14 protein-coding genes, 1 tRNA gene and 1 pseudogene are annotated in these 16,442 nt (G+C 72.2%); 6 read left to right on the forward strand and 10 right to left on the reverse strand.

Features of this window, described 5'->3' with window-relative positions; genetic code table 11:
• Positions 1 to 33: 33 nt before the first annotated feature.
• From LG632_RS10920 to LG632_RS10940, 5 genes are all read right to left on the reverse strand, one after another.
• The gene (locus LG632_RS10920; protein WP_226726738.1) at positions 34 to 864 is read right to left on the reverse strand and encodes a J domain-containing protein; all 831 of its coding nucleotides are present in this window, start codon (positions 862 to 864) and stop codon (positions 34 to 36) included.
• A gap of 256 nt (positions 865 to 1,120) precedes the next feature.
• Complete coding sequence (locus LG632_RS10925; RefSeq protein WP_226726739.1) at positions 1,121 to 2,515, reverse strand: DUF2252 domain-containing protein; 1,395 nt, start codon at positions 2,513 to 2,515, stop codon at positions 1,121 to 1,123.
• Between the two features lie 110 nt (positions 2,516 to 2,625).
• A complete protein-coding gene (locus LG632_RS10930; protein WP_226726741.1) occupies positions 2,626 to 3,285 on the reverse strand; it encodes a response regulator transcription factor in 660 nt (219 codons plus the stop codon).
• 38 nt (positions 3,286 to 3,323) lie between these two features.
• Positions 3,324 to 5,000: a sensor histidine kinase gene (locus LG632_RS10935; RefSeq protein ID WP_264201658.1), complete on the reverse strand. Its 1,677-nt coding sequence runs from the start codon at positions 4,998 to 5,000 to the stop codon at positions 3,324 to 3,326.
• Positions 5,001 to 5,145: 145 nt separating this feature from the next.
• Positions 5,146 to 5,228, reverse strand: a tRNA-Leu gene (locus LG632_RS10940).
• 303 nt (positions 5,229 to 5,531) lie between these two features.
• Between LG632_RS10940 and LG632_RS10945 the strand changes: the two genes are divergently transcribed.
• The 6 genes from LG632_RS10945 (at position 5,532) to pknB (ending at position 13,589) form a co-directional block, all read left to right on the forward strand.
• The gene (locus LG632_RS10945) at positions 5,532 to 6,356 is read left to right on the forward strand and encodes an FHA domain-containing protein (RefSeq protein ID WP_226726743.1); all 825 of its coding nucleotides are present in this window, start codon (positions 5,532 to 5,534) and stop codon (positions 6,354 to 6,356) included.
• A gap of 10 nt (positions 6,357 to 6,366) precedes the next feature.
• Entirely contained in the window at positions 6,367 to 6,870 is a 504-nt protein-coding gene (locus LG632_RS10950) for an FHA domain-containing protein FhaB/FipA (RefSeq protein WP_226726744.1), read from the forward strand.
• A 138-nt stretch (positions 6,871 to 7,008) separates the two neighbouring features.
• Positions 7,009 to 8,475 (forward strand): PP2C family protein-serine/threonine phosphatase, encoded by a 1,467-nt coding sequence (locus LG632_RS10955; RefSeq protein WP_226726745.1) that lies wholly within the window; start codon positions 7,009 to 7,011, stop codon positions 8,473 to 8,475.
• A gap of 43 nt (positions 8,476 to 8,518) precedes the next feature.
• The gene (locus LG632_RS10960; RefSeq protein WP_226726747.1) at positions 8,519 to 9,943 is read left to right on the forward strand and encodes an FtsW/RodA/SpoVE family cell cycle protein; all 1,425 of its coding nucleotides are present in this window, start codon (positions 8,519 to 8,521) and stop codon (positions 9,941 to 9,943) included.
• The gene (locus LG632_RS10965) at positions 9,940 to 11,400 is read left to right on the forward strand and encodes a peptidoglycan D,D-transpeptidase FtsI family protein (RefSeq protein ID WP_226726748.1); all 1,461 of its coding nucleotides are present in this window, start codon (positions 9,940 to 9,942) and stop codon (positions 11,398 to 11,400) included. The genes LG632_RS10960 and LG632_RS10965 overlap by 4 nt, the downstream gene beginning before the upstream one ends.
• Before the next feature lie 149 nt (positions 11,401 to 11,549).
• A complete protein-coding gene (gene pknB / locus LG632_RS10970; RefSeq protein WP_226726749.1) occupies positions 11,550 to 13,589 on the forward strand; it encodes a Stk1 family PASTA domain-containing Ser/Thr kinase in 2,040 nt (679 codons plus the stop codon).
• 27 nt (positions 13,590 to 13,616) lie between these two features.
• Here the strand turns inward: pknB and LG632_RS10975 are convergent, their stop codons facing one another.
• From LG632_RS10975 to LG632_RS10995, 5 genes and pseudogenes are all read right to left on the reverse strand, one after another.
• Positions 13,617 to 14,327 carry a class E sortase gene (locus LG632_RS10975; protein ID WP_226726751.1) on the reverse strand — a complete coding sequence of 237 codons (711 nt, stop codon included), beginning with the start codon at positions 14,325 to 14,327 and terminating at the stop codon, positions 13,617 to 13,619.
• A 7-nt stretch (positions 14,328 to 14,334) separates the two neighbouring features.
• Positions 14,335 to 15,003 (reverse strand): annotated as a pseudogene (locus LG632_RS10980) (class E sortase); the annotation flags it as partial.
• A 104-nt stretch (positions 15,004 to 15,107) separates the two neighbouring features.
• Positions 15,108 to 15,746, reverse strand: coding sequence for an aminodeoxychorismate/anthranilate synthase component II (locus LG632_RS10985; protein ID WP_226726753.1), 639 nt, complete (start codon positions 15,744 to 15,746; stop codon positions 15,108 to 15,110).
• A complete protein-coding gene (locus LG632_RS10990) occupies positions 15,743 to 15,937 on the reverse strand; it encodes a hypothetical protein (protein WP_226726760.1) in 195 nt (64 codons plus the stop codon). Before LG632_RS10990 ends, LG632_RS10985 begins: the two co-directional genes overlap by 4 nt.
• A 15-nt stretch (positions 15,938 to 15,952) precedes the next feature.
• A partial coding sequence (locus tag LG632_RS10995; RefSeq protein ID WP_226726755.1) for a class E sortase occupies positions 15,953 to 16,442 on the reverse strand: 490 nt, incomplete at its 5' end.

The following is a 16,442-nucleotide window of genomic DNA, read 5'->3' on the forward strand; positions in this document are numbered from 1 at the left end:
GCGCCGGGTCGGGCGCGATCCGCCGGGCACCGGTCAGCCCTGCACGGCCGCGAGCTCCGCCTCGCGCTCGGCGACCTGGGCCAGCAGCTGCTCGGCGATCTCCTCCAGCAGCCGGTCCGGGTCGTCCGGGGCCATGCGCAGCATGGAGCCGATGGCGCTCTCCTCCAGCTCGCGGGCCACCACCGTCAGCAGCTCCTTGCGCCGGGCCAGCCACTCCAGCTGCGCGTACAGCTCCTCGCTCTCGGTGGGCCGGGCCGCCTCGGGCACCGGGCCGGCCGCCCATTCCCCGGCCAGTTCGCGCAGCAGCTGCTCGTCGCCGCGCGCGTACGCCGCGTTCACCTTGACGACGAAGGCCTCCCGGCGGGCCCGCTCGGTCTCGTCCCGGGCGAGGTCCGGGTGCGCCTGGCGGACCAGCTCGCGGTACAGCTTGCGGGCCTCCTCGGTCGGCCGGACCCGCTCCGGCGGGCGCACCGGCCGCTCGGTGAGCATCGCGCCCGCGTCGTCGGAGATCCCGTCCGAGCCCATCCAGTCGTGGAACAGCTCCTCCACGCCCGGCATCGGCATGACCAGCGAGCGCGCGTCCCGGGCGCGCCGCAGGTCCTCCGGGTCGCCCGAGCGCGCCGCCCTGGCCTCCCAGATCAGCGCGTCCAGCTCGTCGAGGCGGGTGTACATCGGCCCGAGCTTCTGGTGGTGCAGCCGGGAGAAGTTCTCCACCTCGACCCGGAAGGTCTCCACCGCGATCTCGAACTCGATCAGCGCCTGCTCGGCCGCGCGCACGGCCCGCTCCAGCCGTGCCTCGGGCCGCTCGTCGGCAGCGGGCCCGTCCGTGGGGGCCGAGGGCTCCCCGGCAGTCTGCTCACTCACCCGCCCCACCCTACGGCCCACCGCCGGGCACCGGGAGGCGGGCAGGGGGCGGGACCCCCGCGGCCAGGAGACGCCCGACCGCCGGGCACCGGGAGGCGGGCAGGGGCGGATCCCCGCGGCCGGGAGGCGGGCAGGGGCGGACCCCCGCAGCCCGGAGGCGGGCAGGGCCGGGACCCCCGCGGCCCGGCGCCCCCCGGGCAGGCCCAGAAGCGGCAGCCCGGCTTCCGCAGCAGCGGAGGAAGCCCCGCCGCCGCGCCTAGACGCCTTCCTCCGCCGCGATCCGCCCCGCCCTGACCGCCGCCACCAGATCCGCGTGGTCGGCCTCCGTACGGTCGGCGTAGGCCACCGCGAAGGCCGCCACCGCCTCGTCCAGCTCCTCGTTCTTGCCGCAGTACCCCGCCAGCAGCCGCGGATCGGCGCTGTGCGCGTGCGCCCGGGCCAGCAGCGCGCCCGTCATCCGCCCGTAGTCGTCGAGCTGGTCGGCGGACAGCGCCGCCGGGTCCACGCTGCCCTTGCGGTTGCGGAACTGGCGCACCTGGTACGGCCGCCCCTGCACCGTGGTCCAGCCGAGCAGGATGTCCGAGACGACCTGCATCTGCTGCTGCCCCGCCACCACCCGGCGGCCCTCGTGCTCCTCCACCGGCGCGGGGAAGCCGACGGCCGGCAGGTGCGGCAGCAGCACCGAGGGACGGGCCTCCTTCACCTGGAGCACCAGCGCCTCACCGCGGTGGTCCAGCAGCAGCACCACGTACGAGCGGGTGCCCACGCTGCCGGTGCCCACCACCCGGAACGCCACGTCGTGGACGGCGTACCGGGCCAGCAGCGGCAGCCGGTCGCCGCTCAGCGTCCCCAGGTAGGGGCCGAGCGAGGCCGCGACGGCGGCGGCCTCCTCGTCCCCGACCCGCCGCAGCACCGGCAGGGCGTCGACGAAGCGCCGGCCGCCGTCCTCGGCCGGCTCCGTGGACTTCGCCGCGAACCGCGCGCCGGTGTTGTTGCGGGCCTTCTCCGAGACCCGCTCCAGCGTGCCCAGCAGGTCCCGGGCGTCGGTGTGCGAGACGAGTTCCTCGTCGGCGATGGCGTTCCAGGCGTCCAGCGCCGGCAGCTTCGCCAGCAGCCGCACGGTGCGCCGGTAGGCGCCCACCGCGTCCCGGGCGGCCGCCCGGCAGACGTCCTCGGAGGCGCCCGCGACCCGGCCGGCCAGCACCAGCGAGGCGGCCAGCCGCTTGACGTCCCACTCCCACGGGCCGAAGACCGTCTCGTCGAAGTCGTTGAGGTCGATCACCAGTCGGCCGCGGGCGTCGCCGTAGAGCCCGAAGTTCGCGGCGTGCGCGTCACCGCAGATCTGCGCGCCCACGCCGGTCACCGGCGTGCCCGCCAGGTCGTGCGCCATGAGCCCCGCGGCCCCGCGCAGGAAGGCGAACGGGTTGGCTGCCATCCGCCCCACCCGGATCGGCGTCAGCTCCGGCACCCGGCCGGCGTTGGACTCCTCCACCGCCCGCACCGCGTCCGGCCGGTCCGCCGCCACCGCGAGGCCCGCGTGCGCGGCGCGCGGGACGCTCCTGCGCAGCGCCTTGCCCGCCTCCTTGGGCGACACCCCGGCCGTCGTGCGGGGCGCGAACCCCGCCACCGCCGGTATCCGCTCCACTGCCATGTCCGCCGGACCCCCCGTGTCGATCTTCCGTCTTCGGTGCCCACGACCGTACCGACCCGCGCCCGACCGGCATGACCCGGTCCTGCCACAACCGCGCTACGAAGTCGTGGTCACAGCCCCGCGTCCCGGGCCAGCAGCGCCGCCTGCACCCGGTTCTCGCACTCCAGCTTCGCCAGGATCCGGCTGACGTACGTCTTCACCGTCGCCTCGCTCATGTGCAGCCGCCGCCCCGCGTCCGCGTTGGACAGGCCCTCCCCGAGCAGCGCCAGCACCCCGCGTTCGCGCTCGCTGAGTTCGGCCACCCGGCGCCGGGCCTCCTCGCCGCGGGCCGCCTCCCGGCCCGAGGCCAGCTGGTCCACCACGTGCCGGGTCGCGCCGGGCGAGAGGTAGGCGTCCCCGGCCGCGGCCGCCCGTACGGCGCCGATCAGCTCGCCGGGGGCGGAGTCCTTGAGCAGGAAGCCCGCGCCGCCCTCCGCCAGGGCGCGCAGGACGTTCTCCCGCTCGCCGAACGTCGTCAGGATCAGCGCCCGCGCCTGCGGCACCGCCCGGCGCAGCTCCGCCAGCGCGCTCAGCCCGTCCAGGACGGGCATCTGGATGTCCAGCAGCACCACGTCCGGGTGGTGGGCGCGGGCCAGCTCCACCGCCTCGCGCCCGTTCGGCGCCTCCGCGACCACCTCGATCCCGGGGTCCGACGTCAGGATCATCCTGATGCCGGCCCGGATCAGCGGCTCGTCGTCCGCGATCACCACTTTGATCGTCCGGCCCGTCACGCCCGCCCTCCCACTGCTTCCACCGTGTCCACCCCTGCTCAGCCCGCGTCGACCTCGTACGTCTGCTTCTCGACGAGCTTGCCGTCCTTGAAGCAGAACCGGAAAACCCGGTCCTTCGCCAGATCCGTGTCGTCCTCCGGGTCCAGGAGCGCCAGGCACGAGGCACCGGCCGGCTTCGGCGGCCCCTTGCGGTCCAGTCCCGAGGTCATGATCGAGTCCCCGCTGGGCACCGCCTTGCGCACCTCCTTCTCGCTCTGTCCCACCTGGACCCGGTCGTACTCCTCCCGCGTCAGGTACGCCTCGTCGGCCGAGCTCGCCATCAACGCGATCAGCGCCACCACCGCGATCAGCAGCAGCACCGCCGCGGCGAACGCGATCCCGCAGCCCAGCGCCACCCCGCCGCCGGGCGAGCGCCCGTGCCGGCCCACGGCCAGCTCCCGGTCGACCGCCGCCCAGTCCATGGGCGCCGTGGCTCCCGAGACGCGGACGGCCAGTTGCCCGAAGTCGTCCGGCTCCGGCCCCTGCGCCCCGGCCGGCTCGGCGCCGTACGGCAGCACGCCCGCGACGCGGAAGCCGCCGCCCTCGACCGGGCCCGCGTGCACCATGCCGCCGACCAGCCGGGCCCGCTCGCGCAGCCCCGTCAGGCCCTGTCCGCCCGAGACGACCCCGTCCGGCCGCTCGGCCGCCGCCGGGCCGTTGGCGATCTCCACCACCAGGGAGTCGTCCTCGTAGCGCAGTTCCACGGTGATCGCCGCGCCCGGCGCGTGCTTGTAGGCGTTCGTCAGCGCCTCCTGCACGATCCGGTACGCCGCGTGGTCGCAGGCCGGGGCCAGCGGCCGGGTCGCCCCGGTGACCGTCAGGCGCACCTCGGTGCCGGCCGCCCGGGCGGCCTCCACCACGCCGCCGATGCCGGCGACCCCGCGGGCGGCCGGCTGGACGGTGTCCTCCGCCGCGACCGGCGCCTCCACCCCGTCGCGCAGGATGCCCACGACCTCGCGCAGTTCGTGCATCGCGCCGACCGAGGCCTGGCGCAGCACGCCCACCGCCTCGCGCTGACGTTCCGTCAGTGCCGGGTCGACCTCCAGCGCGCCGGTGTGCACGGAGATCAGCGCCAGCTGGTGGCCGAGGCTGTCGTGCATGTCCTGGGCGATCCGCTGGCGCTCGCGCAGCCGCGCCTGGCCGGCGATCATCGCCCGCTCCCGCATGAGTTGCGCGTTGCGCTCCTGGAGCGCGTGCAGCAGGGTCCGCCGCTGGTACCAGTACCGGCTCGCCAGGCCCGGCATCAGGGTGGTCGCGAGGAACGCCAGGGTGACGAAGACGGCGATCCACAGCGGCCGGGTGTTCGACCACTCCGTGACCACCGCGACGCCCACCTCCAGCGCGAAGGTGAGCGTGAACGCGACCACCGCACGGGTCACCCCGACGATCCGCCGGCCCGCCGACCAGGCGAGCAGGATCGTCACCAGGAACGCCCCGGGCAGCACCCCGCTGATCACCGCGCCCGCCACCAGCGTCCCCGCGGGCAGCCGGCGCCGCAGCAGTGTGAGGAGCACCACGACCACCGCGGACAGGGTGTGCCGCCACCAGGCCCCGCCCTCGATCTCCTCCAACGGCATGCCGAGCAGCGCGAGCACGGCGGCCATCGCGCAGTCCTTGAGCAGGGCGGCCCGCGTCCACCGCTCCGGCCCCTGGAGCCAGGCCCGGCCCGCGCGCATCTTCGACGTCACATCCACGCGCCCGACCCTAGGGTCCGACGCCGGGGCCCGGCCGCTCACTTTCGTCGCGTCCCGGCCGACGAAAGTCGCGCGGCCCGCAACGGAAGAAGCCCCGCGGATCGATGATCCGCGGGGCTTCCCACAGTGGGCGAGGGGGGATTTGAACCCCCACGTCCCGAAGGACACTGGCACCTGAAGCCAGCGCGTCTGCCGTTCCGCCACTCGCCCGAGCAGCGTCCCAGTGGTCTTCCCTTTCGGGCCGTTCCCCTGGCGACACCGGAACATTAGCACGTCAGAGGCGGGGGATTGAAATCGCTTTCCCCGCACCGCTCGCGCGACGTCCCGACAGCCCCTCCCGTAGTGCCCGCCGGGTGCGGGACACTGTCCCTGGAGCGCCCCTACGATCCCCTGGGTAGGACTTGTGAGGACCAACACTTGTCCACACGTGGGACAAGGGGAACCACCCGAATCCCCCACGCGTGGATACGATCAGTAAGCAGTACAGGGCGACAACGACGGAGGAGGTGCCCGATGGGAGTCCTGAAGCGGTTCGAGCAGCGACTCGAAGGTCTGGTGAACGGCACCTTCGCCAAGGTGTTCAAGTCCGAGGTCCAGCCCGTGGAGATCGCCGGCGCGCTGCAGCGCGAGTGCGACAACAACGCCACGATCTGGAACCGCGAGCGCACCGTCGTCCCCAACGACTTCATCGTCGAGCTCTCCGCCCCCGACTACGAGCGCCTGAGCCCGTACTCGGGCCAGCTCGGCGACGAGCTCGCGGGCCTCGTCCGCGACTACGCCAAGCAGCAGCGCTACACGTTCATGGGCCCGATCAAGGTCCACCTGGAGAAGGCCGAGGACCTCGACACCGGCCTGTACCGCGTGCGCAGCCGCACCCTGGCCGCCAGCTCCTCCCAGCCGCAGGCCGGCCCGGGCCAGCAGCAGGGCGGCTACGGGTACCCCCCGGTGGGCGCCCCGCCGATGCCCAGCTCGCCGCCCCCCGGCCCGCCCGGCGGCCCGCAGCGCCGCCCCGCCGGCGGCGGCCACGTGGCCCCGGTCCCGGGCGGCGCGGGCCAGGCGGTGCGCCGCTGGATCGAGATCAACGGCACCCGCCACCAGATTTCCCGTCCCACGCTCGTACTCGGCCGCAGCACCGAAGCCGACGTACGGATCGACGACCCCGGCGTCTCGCGCCGGCACTGCGAGATCCGGACCGGAACGCCCTCGACGATCCAGGATCTCGGGTCCACCAACGGCATCGTGGTGGACGGGCAGCACACCACCCGCGCTACGCTCCGCGACGGCTCGCGGATCGTCGTGGGCAGCACGACCATCATTTACCGGCAAGCCGAAGGGTGAAGCGGGGGCAATGTCAGAGCTGACCCTGACGGTCATGCGGCTGGGTTTCCTGGCCGTTCTGTGGCTGTTCGTCATCGTGGCCGTCCAGGTCATCCGCAGTGACCTCTTCGGCACGCGCGTGACCCAGCGCGGCTCCCGCCGTGGTTCCTCCGGCGCGGCCGCGCCGAGCGGCGGCGCCGGCCGGCAGGCCGCGCCCCCGCAGCAGCGCCAGCGCCGGGGCGCCCCCACCAAGCTGGTGGTCACCGAAGGCACGCTGACGGGCACGACGGTCGCCCTGCAGGGCCAGACGATCAGCCTGGGCCGCGCGCACGACTCCACGATCGTGCTGGACGACGACTACGCCTCCAGCCGGCATGCCAGGATCTACCCCGACCGGGACGGACAGTGGATCGTCGAGGATCTCGGGTCCACCAACGGCACGTATCTCGACCGGACCCGCCTGACCACCCCGACGCCCATTCCGCCGGGCGCCCCGATCCGCATCGGTAAGACCGTCATCGAGCTGCGGAAGTAGTACGAGAATGAGCGAGCGGAGCGAGCGAGCCGCAGCGGTCCGGCCCCTGGAGGGCACCGGCCCGAGCGCGCTCCCGACCGGAGGGTGGGCAGTGTGGCTCTGTACCCGGATGCCGGATCACCGACAGGGCAGGTGCGCATGAGCCTGTCGCTGAGGTTCGCCGCCGGATCGCACAAGGGCATGATCCGCGAGGGCAACGAGGACTCCGGCTACGCCGGTCCGCGGCTGCTCGCCGTCGCGGACGGCATGGGCGGCCAGGCCGCCGGCGAGGTGGCCAGTTCGGAGGTCATCTCCTCCCTCGTCCAGCTCGACGACGACATCCCGGGCTCCGACGTCCTCACCTCGCTCGGCATCGCCGTGCAGCGGGCCAACGACCAGCTGCGCATCATGGTCGAGGAGGACCCCCAGCTGGAGGGCATGGGCACCACGCTCACCGCCCTGCTGTGGACCGGTGCCCGCCTGGGCCTGGTGCACGTCGGCGACTCGCGCGCCTACCTGCTGCGCGACGGCGTCCTCACCCAGATCACCCAGGACCACACCTGGGTGCAGCGGCTGGTCGACGAGGGCCGGATCACCGAGGAAGAGGCCACCACCCACCCGCAGCGCTCCCTGCTGATGCGCGCGCTGGGCAGCGGCGAACACGTCGAGCCCGACCTGTCGATCCGCGAGGTCCGCGTCGGCGACCGCTACCTGGTCTGCTCCGACGGCCTCTCCGGCGTCGTCTCCCACCAGACCCTGGAGGAGACCCTCGCCGACTACCACGGCCCCCAGGAGACCGTGCAGGCGCTGATCCAGCTCGCCCTGCGCGGCGGCGGCCCGGACAACATCACCTGCATCGTCGCCGACGTCCTCGACACCGACAGCGGCGACACCCTCGCCGCCCAGCTCAACGACAGCCCGGTCGTCGTCGGCGCGGTCGCCGAGAACCAGCACCAGCTCTTCGACCACGGCGCCATGCAGACCCCGGCCGGCCGCGCCGCGGGCCTGGGCCGCCAGACCCCGCCGCCCGGCGCCTTCGGGCCGCCCGGCAGCGGTGAGACGCCCGGCTACGGCGCCGCGCCCGAGCCCGGCTACGGCGGCGGCGCGTACGGCTCCTTCGGCGAGGCCGAGCCGTACGACCCGGACGACGGCAGCATGGACGACCACTACGACCACCCGCGCCGGCGCCGCAGCAAAGGGCGCAAGTGGACCACCCGCACCCTGCTCCTGCTGCTGCTCGCGGGCGTCATCGGCGGCGGCGCCTACGCGGCCCACCGCTGGACCCAGACCCAGTTCTTCGTCGGCAAGAACGGCGACCACGTCGCCCTCTACCGGGGCCTGAGCCAGGACCTCGGCCCGCTGAAGCTGTCGAAGGTGGAGACGGACCGCCCCGACATCGAACTGAAGTACCTGCCGCCCTTCAAGCGCAAGCAGGTCGAGGGCGCCATCACCGAGGGAACCCTCGACGGCGCCAAGCAGAAGATCGACGAGCTCGCCCTCCAGGTCACCGCCTGCAAGAAGGACGAGGCCCGCCGCGGCGCCGAGGCCAACAACCAGACACCGCCCGCGGACACCGCCCTGACGCCCGAGGAGCAGAAGCTCGTCGGCCTGTGCGAAAAGCAGTAGCGGTACCAGCAGTCACCTGCGGGCACAGGGGGCCCGTCACACCATGAGCGTTGTCACCAACACGACCACCATCGGCGCCATCGAGCTGCCGAGCCGGCGGAACACCGAGCTGATGCTGCTCGGCTTCGCCGTGGTCATCCCGATCTTCGCCTACGCCAACGTCGGCCTCGCCATCCACGGCAAGCTGCCCCCTGGCATGCTCGTCTACGGCCTCGGCCTGGCGCTGCTGGCGGGCGTGGCCCACCTGGTCGTGCGCCGCTTCGCCAAGTACGCCGACCCGCTGCTGCTGCCCCTGGGCATCCTCCTCAACGGCCTGGGCCTGGTGCTGATCTGGCGGCTGGACCAGTCCGAGCGGCTGCAGAACCTCGCCAAGCGGGCGTTCGGCGGCTTCTCCGAGTCCACCCCGAACCAGATGCTCTACACGGCCCTGGGCATCGCGCTGTTCTCCGCCGTGCTGCTGATCCTCAAGGACCACCGCACGCTCCAGCGGTTCACGTACATCTCGATGGCCGGCGCGCTGGTGCTGCTGATCCTGCCGGTGATCCCGGGCCTCGGGGCGGACGTCTTCGGCGCGAAGATCTGGATCCGGGTGGCCGGCTTCTCCATCCAGCCCGGTGAGTTCGCGAAGATCGTCATCGCGGTCTTCTTCTCCGGCTACCTGATGGTCAAGCGGGACGCGCTGGCGCTGGCCAGCCGCCGGTTCATGGGCCTGTACCTGCCGCGCGGCCGCGACCTCGGCCCGATCCTGGTGATCTGGGCGATGAGCCTGCTCATCCTCGTCTTCGAGAACGACCTCGGCACCTCGCTGCTGTTCTTCGGCATGTTCGTGATCATGCTGTACGTCGCCACCGAGCGGACCAGCTGGATCGTGATCGGCCTGCTGATGTCGGTGGCCGGCGCCGTGGTCGTCGGCACCACCGCCAGCCACGTCAAGGCGCGCGTCACCGCCTGGCTCGACCCCTTCGCCTGCTACAGCACTTCCGGCGCCTGCGAGCAGGTCGGCCAGTCGATCATGAGCTTCGGTTCGGGCGGGGTCCTCGGCGCCGGTTGGGGCCAGGGCAACTCCGACCTGATCGGCTTCGCCGCCAACTCCGACTTCATCTTCTCCACCGTCGGCGAGGAACTCGGACTCACCGGCGTCATGGCGTTCCTGCTGCTCTACGGCCTGATCATCGAGCGCGGCGCGCGCACCGCGCTGGCCGCCCGGGACCCGTTCGGCAAGCTGTTCGCGATCGGCCTGTCGGGCGCCTTCGCCATCCAGATCTTCGTCGTCGCCGGTGGCGTGATGGGCCTCATCCCCCTCACCGGTATGACCATGCCCTTCCTCGCGTCCGGCGGCTCCTCCGTCCTCGCGAACTGGGCCCTCATCGGCATCCTCATCCGGATCAGCGACACCGCACGCCGCCCCGCCCCGGCCCCCGCCCAGTCCCCCGACTCCGAGATGACCCAGGTGGTCCGCCCGTCATGAACAAGCCCCTGCGCAGAATCGCGATCTTCTGCGGGCTGCTCATCCTCGCCCTGCTGATCCGTACCAACTGGCTGCAGTACGTCCAGGCCGAGGAGCTGGCCACCCGCAAGGAGAACCGCCGGGTCCAGATCGCCCAGTACGGGACCGAGCGCGGCAACATCATCGTCGAGGGCCAGCCCATCACCGGCTCGCAGGCGGTCGGCGGCAGCGACTACAAGTACAAGCGGACCTACCTCGACGGCCGCCTGTGGGCCCCCGTCACCGGCTTCGCCTCCCAGGCGTTCGGCTCCACCCAGCTGGAGTCGCTGGAGGACGGCATCCTCACCGGCAACGACGACCGGCTGTTCTTCGACCGCACCATCGGCATGTTCACCGGCGAGAAGAAGCAGGGCGGCAACGTCGTCACCACGCTCAAGGCCGCCGCGCAGAAGGCGGCGTACGAGGGGCTCGGCGACAAGAAGGGCGCGGTCGCCGCGATCGACCCGCGCACCGGCGCCATCCTCGCGCTGGTCAGCACCCCCTCCTACGACCCCTCCACCTTCGCCGGCAACTCCAAGGCCGACGAGAAGGCCTGGGTCGAGCTGAAGGACAGCGAGGACAAGAACCTGGTCAACCGCGCGCTGCGCGAGACCTACCCGCCCGGCTCCACCTTCAAGGTGGTCACCGCCGCGGCCGCCCTGGAGCACGGGGTCGTCACCGACATCAACGCGCCGACCGACACCCCCGAGCCGTACCTCCTGCCCGACACCCGCACCCAGCTGCCCAACCAGCACGGCGGGTGCGAGAAGGCGAGCCTCAACGAGGCGCTGCGGGTGTCCTGCAACACCGTCTTCGCCAACATCGCCACCAAGGTCACGCGCGACAAGATGGTCGAGACGGCCGAGAAGTTCGGCTTCAACAACAGCAAGATCGACACCCCGGTCCGCGCGTTCGCCAGCGTCTACGACAAGACCATGGACAAGCCCGGCAACGCGCTGTCGGCCATCGGCCAGTTCAACACCGCGGCCACCCCGCTGCAGATGGCCATGGTCGCCGCCGCCATCGCCAACGACGGCAAGCTGATGAAGCCGTACATGGTCGACCAGCTGACGGCCCCCAACCTCGACGTGATCGAGAAGACCGAGCCGCAGGAGATGGGCCGGCCCCTCTCCGCCGCCAACGCGCAGAAGGTCCAGCAGATGATGGTCAACGTCGTCGACAACGGCACCGGCGGCAAGGCCAAGATCTCCGGTGTGACGGTCGGCGGCAAGACCGGTACCGCCCAGCACGGCGAGAAGAACAAGAAGAACCCGTACGCCTGGTTCATCTCCTACGCCAAGACCGACAAGGGTTCCCCGGTCGCCGTCGCCGTGGTCATCGAGGACTCCAGCGCCGACCGCGAGGACATCAGCGGCGGCGGTCTGGCCGCCCCCGTGGCCAAGGCGGTCATGCAGGCCGTACTCAACAACCAGGGCTGACGGCGGTGCCCGCAGCGCACGGTACCGGTCCGGTATCAGCCTGTGGGCACCACCCGATCACTGACGATCGGCCGGTAGCCTTTGCGCGAGCAGCACACCGCCGGACCACACACGGGTGCGGTCGGGACTGACGGAGAGGGCTGGAAGTTATGGAAGAGCCGCGTCGCCTCGGCGGCCGGTACGAGCTGAGCCACGTACTCGGCCGCGGTGGCATGGCCGAGGTGTACCTCGCCCAGGACACCCGGCTCGGCCGTACCGTCGCCGTCAAGACCCTGCGTGCCGATCTCGCCCGTGACCCGTCCTTCCAGGCCCGGTTCCGGCGTGAGGCGCAGTCCGCGGCCTCGCTCAACCACCCGGCGATCGTCGCGGTCTACGACACCGGCGAGGACTACGTCGACAACATCTCCATCCCCTACATCGTGATGGAGTACGTCGACGGCTCCACCCTGCGTGAGCTGCTGCACTCCGGCCGCAAGCTGCTGCCCGAGCGCACGCTGGAAATGACCATCGGCATCCTCCAGGCGCTGGAGTACTCCCACCGCGCGGGCATCGTCCACCGCGACATCAAGCCCGCCAACGTCATGCTGACCCGCACCGGCCAGGTCAAGGTCATGGACTTCGGCATCGCCCGGGCCATGGGCGACTCCGGCATGACCATGACGCAGACGGCGGCCGTGATCGGCACCGCCCAGTACCTCTCCCCGGAGCAGGCCAAGGGCGAGCAGGTCGACGCCCGGTCCGACCTGTACTCCACCGGCTGCCTGCTCTACGAACTGCTGACCGTCCGGCCCCCGTTCGTCGGCGACTCGCCGGTGGCCGTCGCCTACCAGCACGTACGCGAAGAGCCGCAGCCGCCGTCGAACTTCGACCCCGAGATCACGCCCGAGATGGACGCCATCGTCCTGAAGGCGCTGGTCAAGGACCCGGACTACCGCTACCAGAGCGCCGACGAGATGCGCGCCGACATCGAGGCCTGCCTCGAGGGCCAGCCCGTCGCCGCCGCGGCGGCCATGGGCGCCCCGGGCTACGGCTACCCCGACCACGGCGGCTACGGGCACCAGGGCTACGACCAGCCCACCGCCGCGATGCGCCCCGCCGAGCCCGGGCAGACGTCGATGATGCCGCCGACGCCCCCGGGCGGCGACGGCGGTTACTACCCCGACCAGAACGGCTACGACCAGGGCGGCTCGCGCCGCCGGCAGCAGAAGAAGAGCCGGGCCTCGACGATCCTGCTCGTCGCCGCCGGCATCCTCGTCCTGGTCGGCGCGATCCTGATCGGCCGCTCCCTGTCGGGCGGCGGCGCCGACAACCGGCCCACCGTGCCCAAGCTGGTCGGCAGCACGCTGGAGCAGGCGCAGAAGAGCGGGGAGAACGTCGGGCTGAAGGTCGAGAAGGACGGCGAGGAGCCCTGCGACAACCAGCCCAAGGGCAACATCTGCTCGCAGAACCCCGAGGCCGGCGCCAAGGCCGACAAGGACTCCGTCGTCAAGGTCAAGATCTCCTCGGGTGCGCCCAAGGTGACCATGCCGAACCTCGAAGGCCTGACCTACGAGGAGGCCGAGGCCAAGCTGCGCGGCCTCGGCTTCCAGACCGTCGAGCGCAAGAACGTCGAGTCGGAGCGCAAGGCCGGCACCGTCATCGGCCAGGACCCCAAGCGGGACACCCAGGTCGAGAAGGGCACCACGGTCACCCTCCAGGTGGCCAAGGAGGTCACCAAGTCCGTCGTGCCGAACCTGATCGGCAAGACGAAGGACGAGGCGAAGCAGCTGCTGACCGACGCCAAGCTCAAGCTCGGCAGCGTGACCGAGGTGGACGCGCCCGGCGCGGCGCCGAACACGGTCGTCCAGCAGCAGTACGACCCGAACTCCCAGCTCAACCCGAACACCGCGGTCAACATCCAGGTCACCAAGGCCACGTCGGCGACGCCGGCCACGACCATGCCGCAGCTGGTGGGCCGTACGGTCGCCCAGGCCAAGGCGGAGCTCGCCCGCAACGGCCTGACCTTCGGCGCGGTCCTGTCCGGGCCGACGGACGACAACGCCACCGTCGTGATCAGCGACCCGCCCGCCGGCAGTCCGGTGGTGCCCGGCCAGGTGGTCAACGTCCGTACGCTCGCCGGGATCCAGCAGCAGGACAACCGCAACGGCGGCGACTCGGGCGGCGGCTGGTTCGGCTTCGGCCGCAACTGACACCCCGGCCCCGCCGGGCGGGCTCCGTCAGCGGAGCTCGGCCGGCGGGGTCCGCTCGGCGTCGACCTTCTCGGTGCGCACCAGCTCGCCCCACACGATGTAGCGGTACTTCGACGTGTAGACGGGCGTGCACGTGGTCAGCGTGATGTACCGGCCCGGGGCCGTACGGCCCGAGGCCTTCGGGACCGGGTTGATCACGTCCACGTCGTACTTCGAGGTCTGCGGCAGCTGCGCGAAGACCTTGTAGACGTACCAGGTGTCGCGCGTCTCGAAGACGATCGCGTCACCGCTGCGCAGCTTGTCGATGTTGTGGAACTTCGCCCCGTGCCCGTCCCGGTGCGCGGCGAGGGCGAAGTTTCCCGTGCGGTCCCACGGCAGCGCGGACTTCACCGGGTCCGTGTAGTAGCCGGCCACCCCGTCGTTGAGCACCTCGGGGCTCGTCCCCCGCTTGACCAGCACCTCGCCGTTCTTCATCGCCGGCACGTGCAGGAAGCCGATGCCGCCCTGGGTGTCCAGCGCCCCGGGCTCGGCCGCGGGCGGCGCGCTCTGCCACTGCTGGCGCACCTGGTCGCCGCGGGCCGAGGCCTGGCGGTCGGCGACCACGTTGGTCCACCACAGCGAGTACCAGACGAACAGGGCCAGTACGACCCCCACCGTGATCAGCAGCTCGCCGAGCAGGCTCAGGGATCCTGCGACCCAGTTGCGGTTGCGCGGGGCCGCGCGACGGGCACGTGACACGGGTGACTCATCCTCTGAGAGCGGGCGGCGCCCCTTGGCTGCGGGGACGCTCGTCGACCATCCTGCCCCATACGATCATCCGGTAGGTGCTGGTGAACTCCGGGGTGCAGGTGGTCAGCGTGAGGTACCGGCCGGGAGAGGTGAAGCCCGATCCCTCCGGCACCGGCCGCAGCACGGCCACGTTGGTCGGCGGGGTCTGCGGCAGGATGCTGGTCATCTCGTACGTGTAGTACGCGTCCCGGGTCTCGACCACGATCGGGTCGCCGGGGGTCAGCCGGTTGATGAAGCGGAACGGTTCGCCGTGGGTGTTGCGGTGCCCGGCCACCGCGAAGTTGCCCGTGCGGTCGGCCGGCATCGCCGTCTTCAGCGCGCCCTCGCTGTAGTGCCCGACCATGCCCCGGTCCAGCACCTTCGGCTTGCTGGTCCCCTCCGCCACCGGCACCTTCACGTCCAGCTTCGGGATGTGCAGGATGGCGAAGCCCTGCCCGGGCTCGAAGGCCTCCACCGCGGGCGCGCCCGCGCCGCCCGCCGCCCAGTCCTCGCGCAGCGACCCGGCCGCGCCGCTGGCCTGCCGTTCGGCGAGCACATTGGTGTACCAGAGCTGGTAGGTCACGAAGAGCAGCATCACCAGGCCGACGGTGATGAACAGCTCCCCCACCAGGCGGCTGACGACCACCACCGCGCCGCTCCTGCGCCGCCGTCGCGCCCGCTTCGCGGCCGCCTGGGCAGCCTTGCGTCGCGCGGCCCGTCCCCCGGAGGACGCGGGCGGCGCGAGCGCCGTCACGCGACGGCCTTGCCCACCACCGGGGCGAGCCCCACCGAGCGCTCCACGGCACCCGTGTCGCCGCACCGCACCAGCCAGTTGGCGAGCATCCGGTGGCCCCACTCGGTCAGCACCGACTCGGGGTGGAACTGCACGCCCTCGACGTCGTGCTCCCGGTGCCGCAGGCCCATGATGATCCCGTCCTCGGTGCGGGCCGTGACCTCCAGCTCGGCGGGCAGGGCGGCCGGCTCGGCCGCCAGGGAGTGGTAGCGGGTGGCCGTGAAGGGGGAGGGCAGGCCGGCGAAGACGCCCTTGCCCTCGTGGACCACCGGGGAGGTCTTGCCGTGCAGCAGCTCCGGGGCCCGGTCGACCACGCCGCCGTACGCGACCGCCATGGACTGCATGCCCAGGCACACGCCGAAGACCGGGACGCCCGTGGCGGCGCAGTGCCGGACCATGTCCACGCACACGCCGGCCTCCTCGGGGGTGCCGGGGCCGGGGGACAGCAGCACACCGTCGAAGCCGTCCTGGGCGTGGGAGAGCTCCACCTCGTCGTTGCGGAGCACCTCGCACTCGGCCCCGAGCTGGTAGAGGTACTGGACCAGGTTGAAGACAAAGCTGTCGTAGTTGTCCACAACCAGAATGCGCGCGCTCACCCGGTGGCTCCCGCTCCCTCGTCGACCGTCACATCGTTGAACGGGAGCAGGGGCTCGGCCCACGGGAAGACGTACTGGAACAGTACGAACACCACCGCGAGCACCAGCACGAGCGAGATCAGCGCGCGGACCCACGCGTTGCCCGGCAGATGCCGCCAGATCCAGCCGTACATGCCGTCCCTTCCACTCACCTGTTCCGCACCAGACTACGGGCTGCCCCGCTTCACCGGCCGGGTCTCGGTGAGTTCCGCCCAGACGATGAGACGGTGGCTGTGCCCCCACTCCGGCTCGCAGGTCGTCAGGGTCAGATAGCGGCCGGGCCCGGTGAAGGGGGAGCGGTGCGGCACCGGCGCGACCACGCCGACGTCGGTGGGCAGGGTGCGCAGCGGGGCGGCCCGGACGGTGTACGTGTACCAGTTGGTCGCGTCCTTGACGATCACCAGGTCGCCGGGGCGCAGGGCCGGGACGTCCTTGAACGGGTCGCCGTAGGTGCGCCGGTGCCCGGCCACGGCGAAGTTGCCGGTGCCCCCGGGGCCGGCGGTGCCGGCGTAGTGGCCGAGGCCCTTCTTGAGCAGCCCGGCGTCGGTGCCCTCCAGGACCGGCTTGACCCAGTCCCCGCCGAAGCGGGGCACGTACATCTCCGCGAAGGCCTCGCCGGGGGCGTACGCCGGGGCCGGCCCCGTCAGGTCCACGAGC

This window comes from Streptomyces antimicrobicus (assembly GCF_020532625.1).
GTDB lineage: Bacteria > Actinomycetota > Actinomycetes > Streptomycetales > Streptomycetaceae > Streptomyces > Streptomyces antimicrobicus.

What these genes read in the sequence shown, in the direction of transcription:
- LG632_RS10950 (WP_226726744.1), top strand. Translation starts at nt 6,367, where the DNA reads ATGTCAGAGCTGACCCTGACGGTCATGCGGCTGGGTTTCCTGGCCGTT.
- LG632_RS10955 (WP_226726745.1), top strand. Translation starts at nt 7,009, where the DNA reads ATGAGCCTGTCGCTGAGGTTCGCCGCCGGATCGCACAAGGGCATGATC.
- LG632_RS10925 (WP_226726739.1), bottom strand. Translation starts at nt 2,515, where the DNA reads ATGGCAGTGGAGCGGATACCGGCGGTGGCGGGGTTCGCGCCCCGCACG.
- LG632_RS10935 (WP_264201658.1), bottom strand. Translation starts at nt 5,000, where the DNA reads ATGCGCGCGGGCCGGGCCTGGCTCCAGGGGCCGGAGCGGTGGACGCGG.
- LG632_RS10960 (WP_226726747.1), top strand. Translation starts at nt 8,519, where the DNA reads ATGAGCGTTGTCACCAACACGACCACCATCGGCGCCATCGAGCTGCCG.
- pknB (WP_226726749.1), top strand. Translation starts at nt 11,550, where the DNA reads ATGGAAGAGCCGCGTCGCCTCGGCGGCCGGTACGAGCTGAGCCACGTA.
- LG632_RS10945 (WP_226726743.1), top strand. Translation starts at nt 5,532, where the DNA reads ATGGGAGTCCTGAAGCGGTTCGAGCAGCGACTCGAAGGTCTGGTGAAC.
- LG632_RS10965 (WP_226726748.1), top strand. Translation starts at nt 9,940, where the DNA reads ATGAACAAGCCCCTGCGCAGAATCGCGATCTTCTGCGGGCTGCTCATC.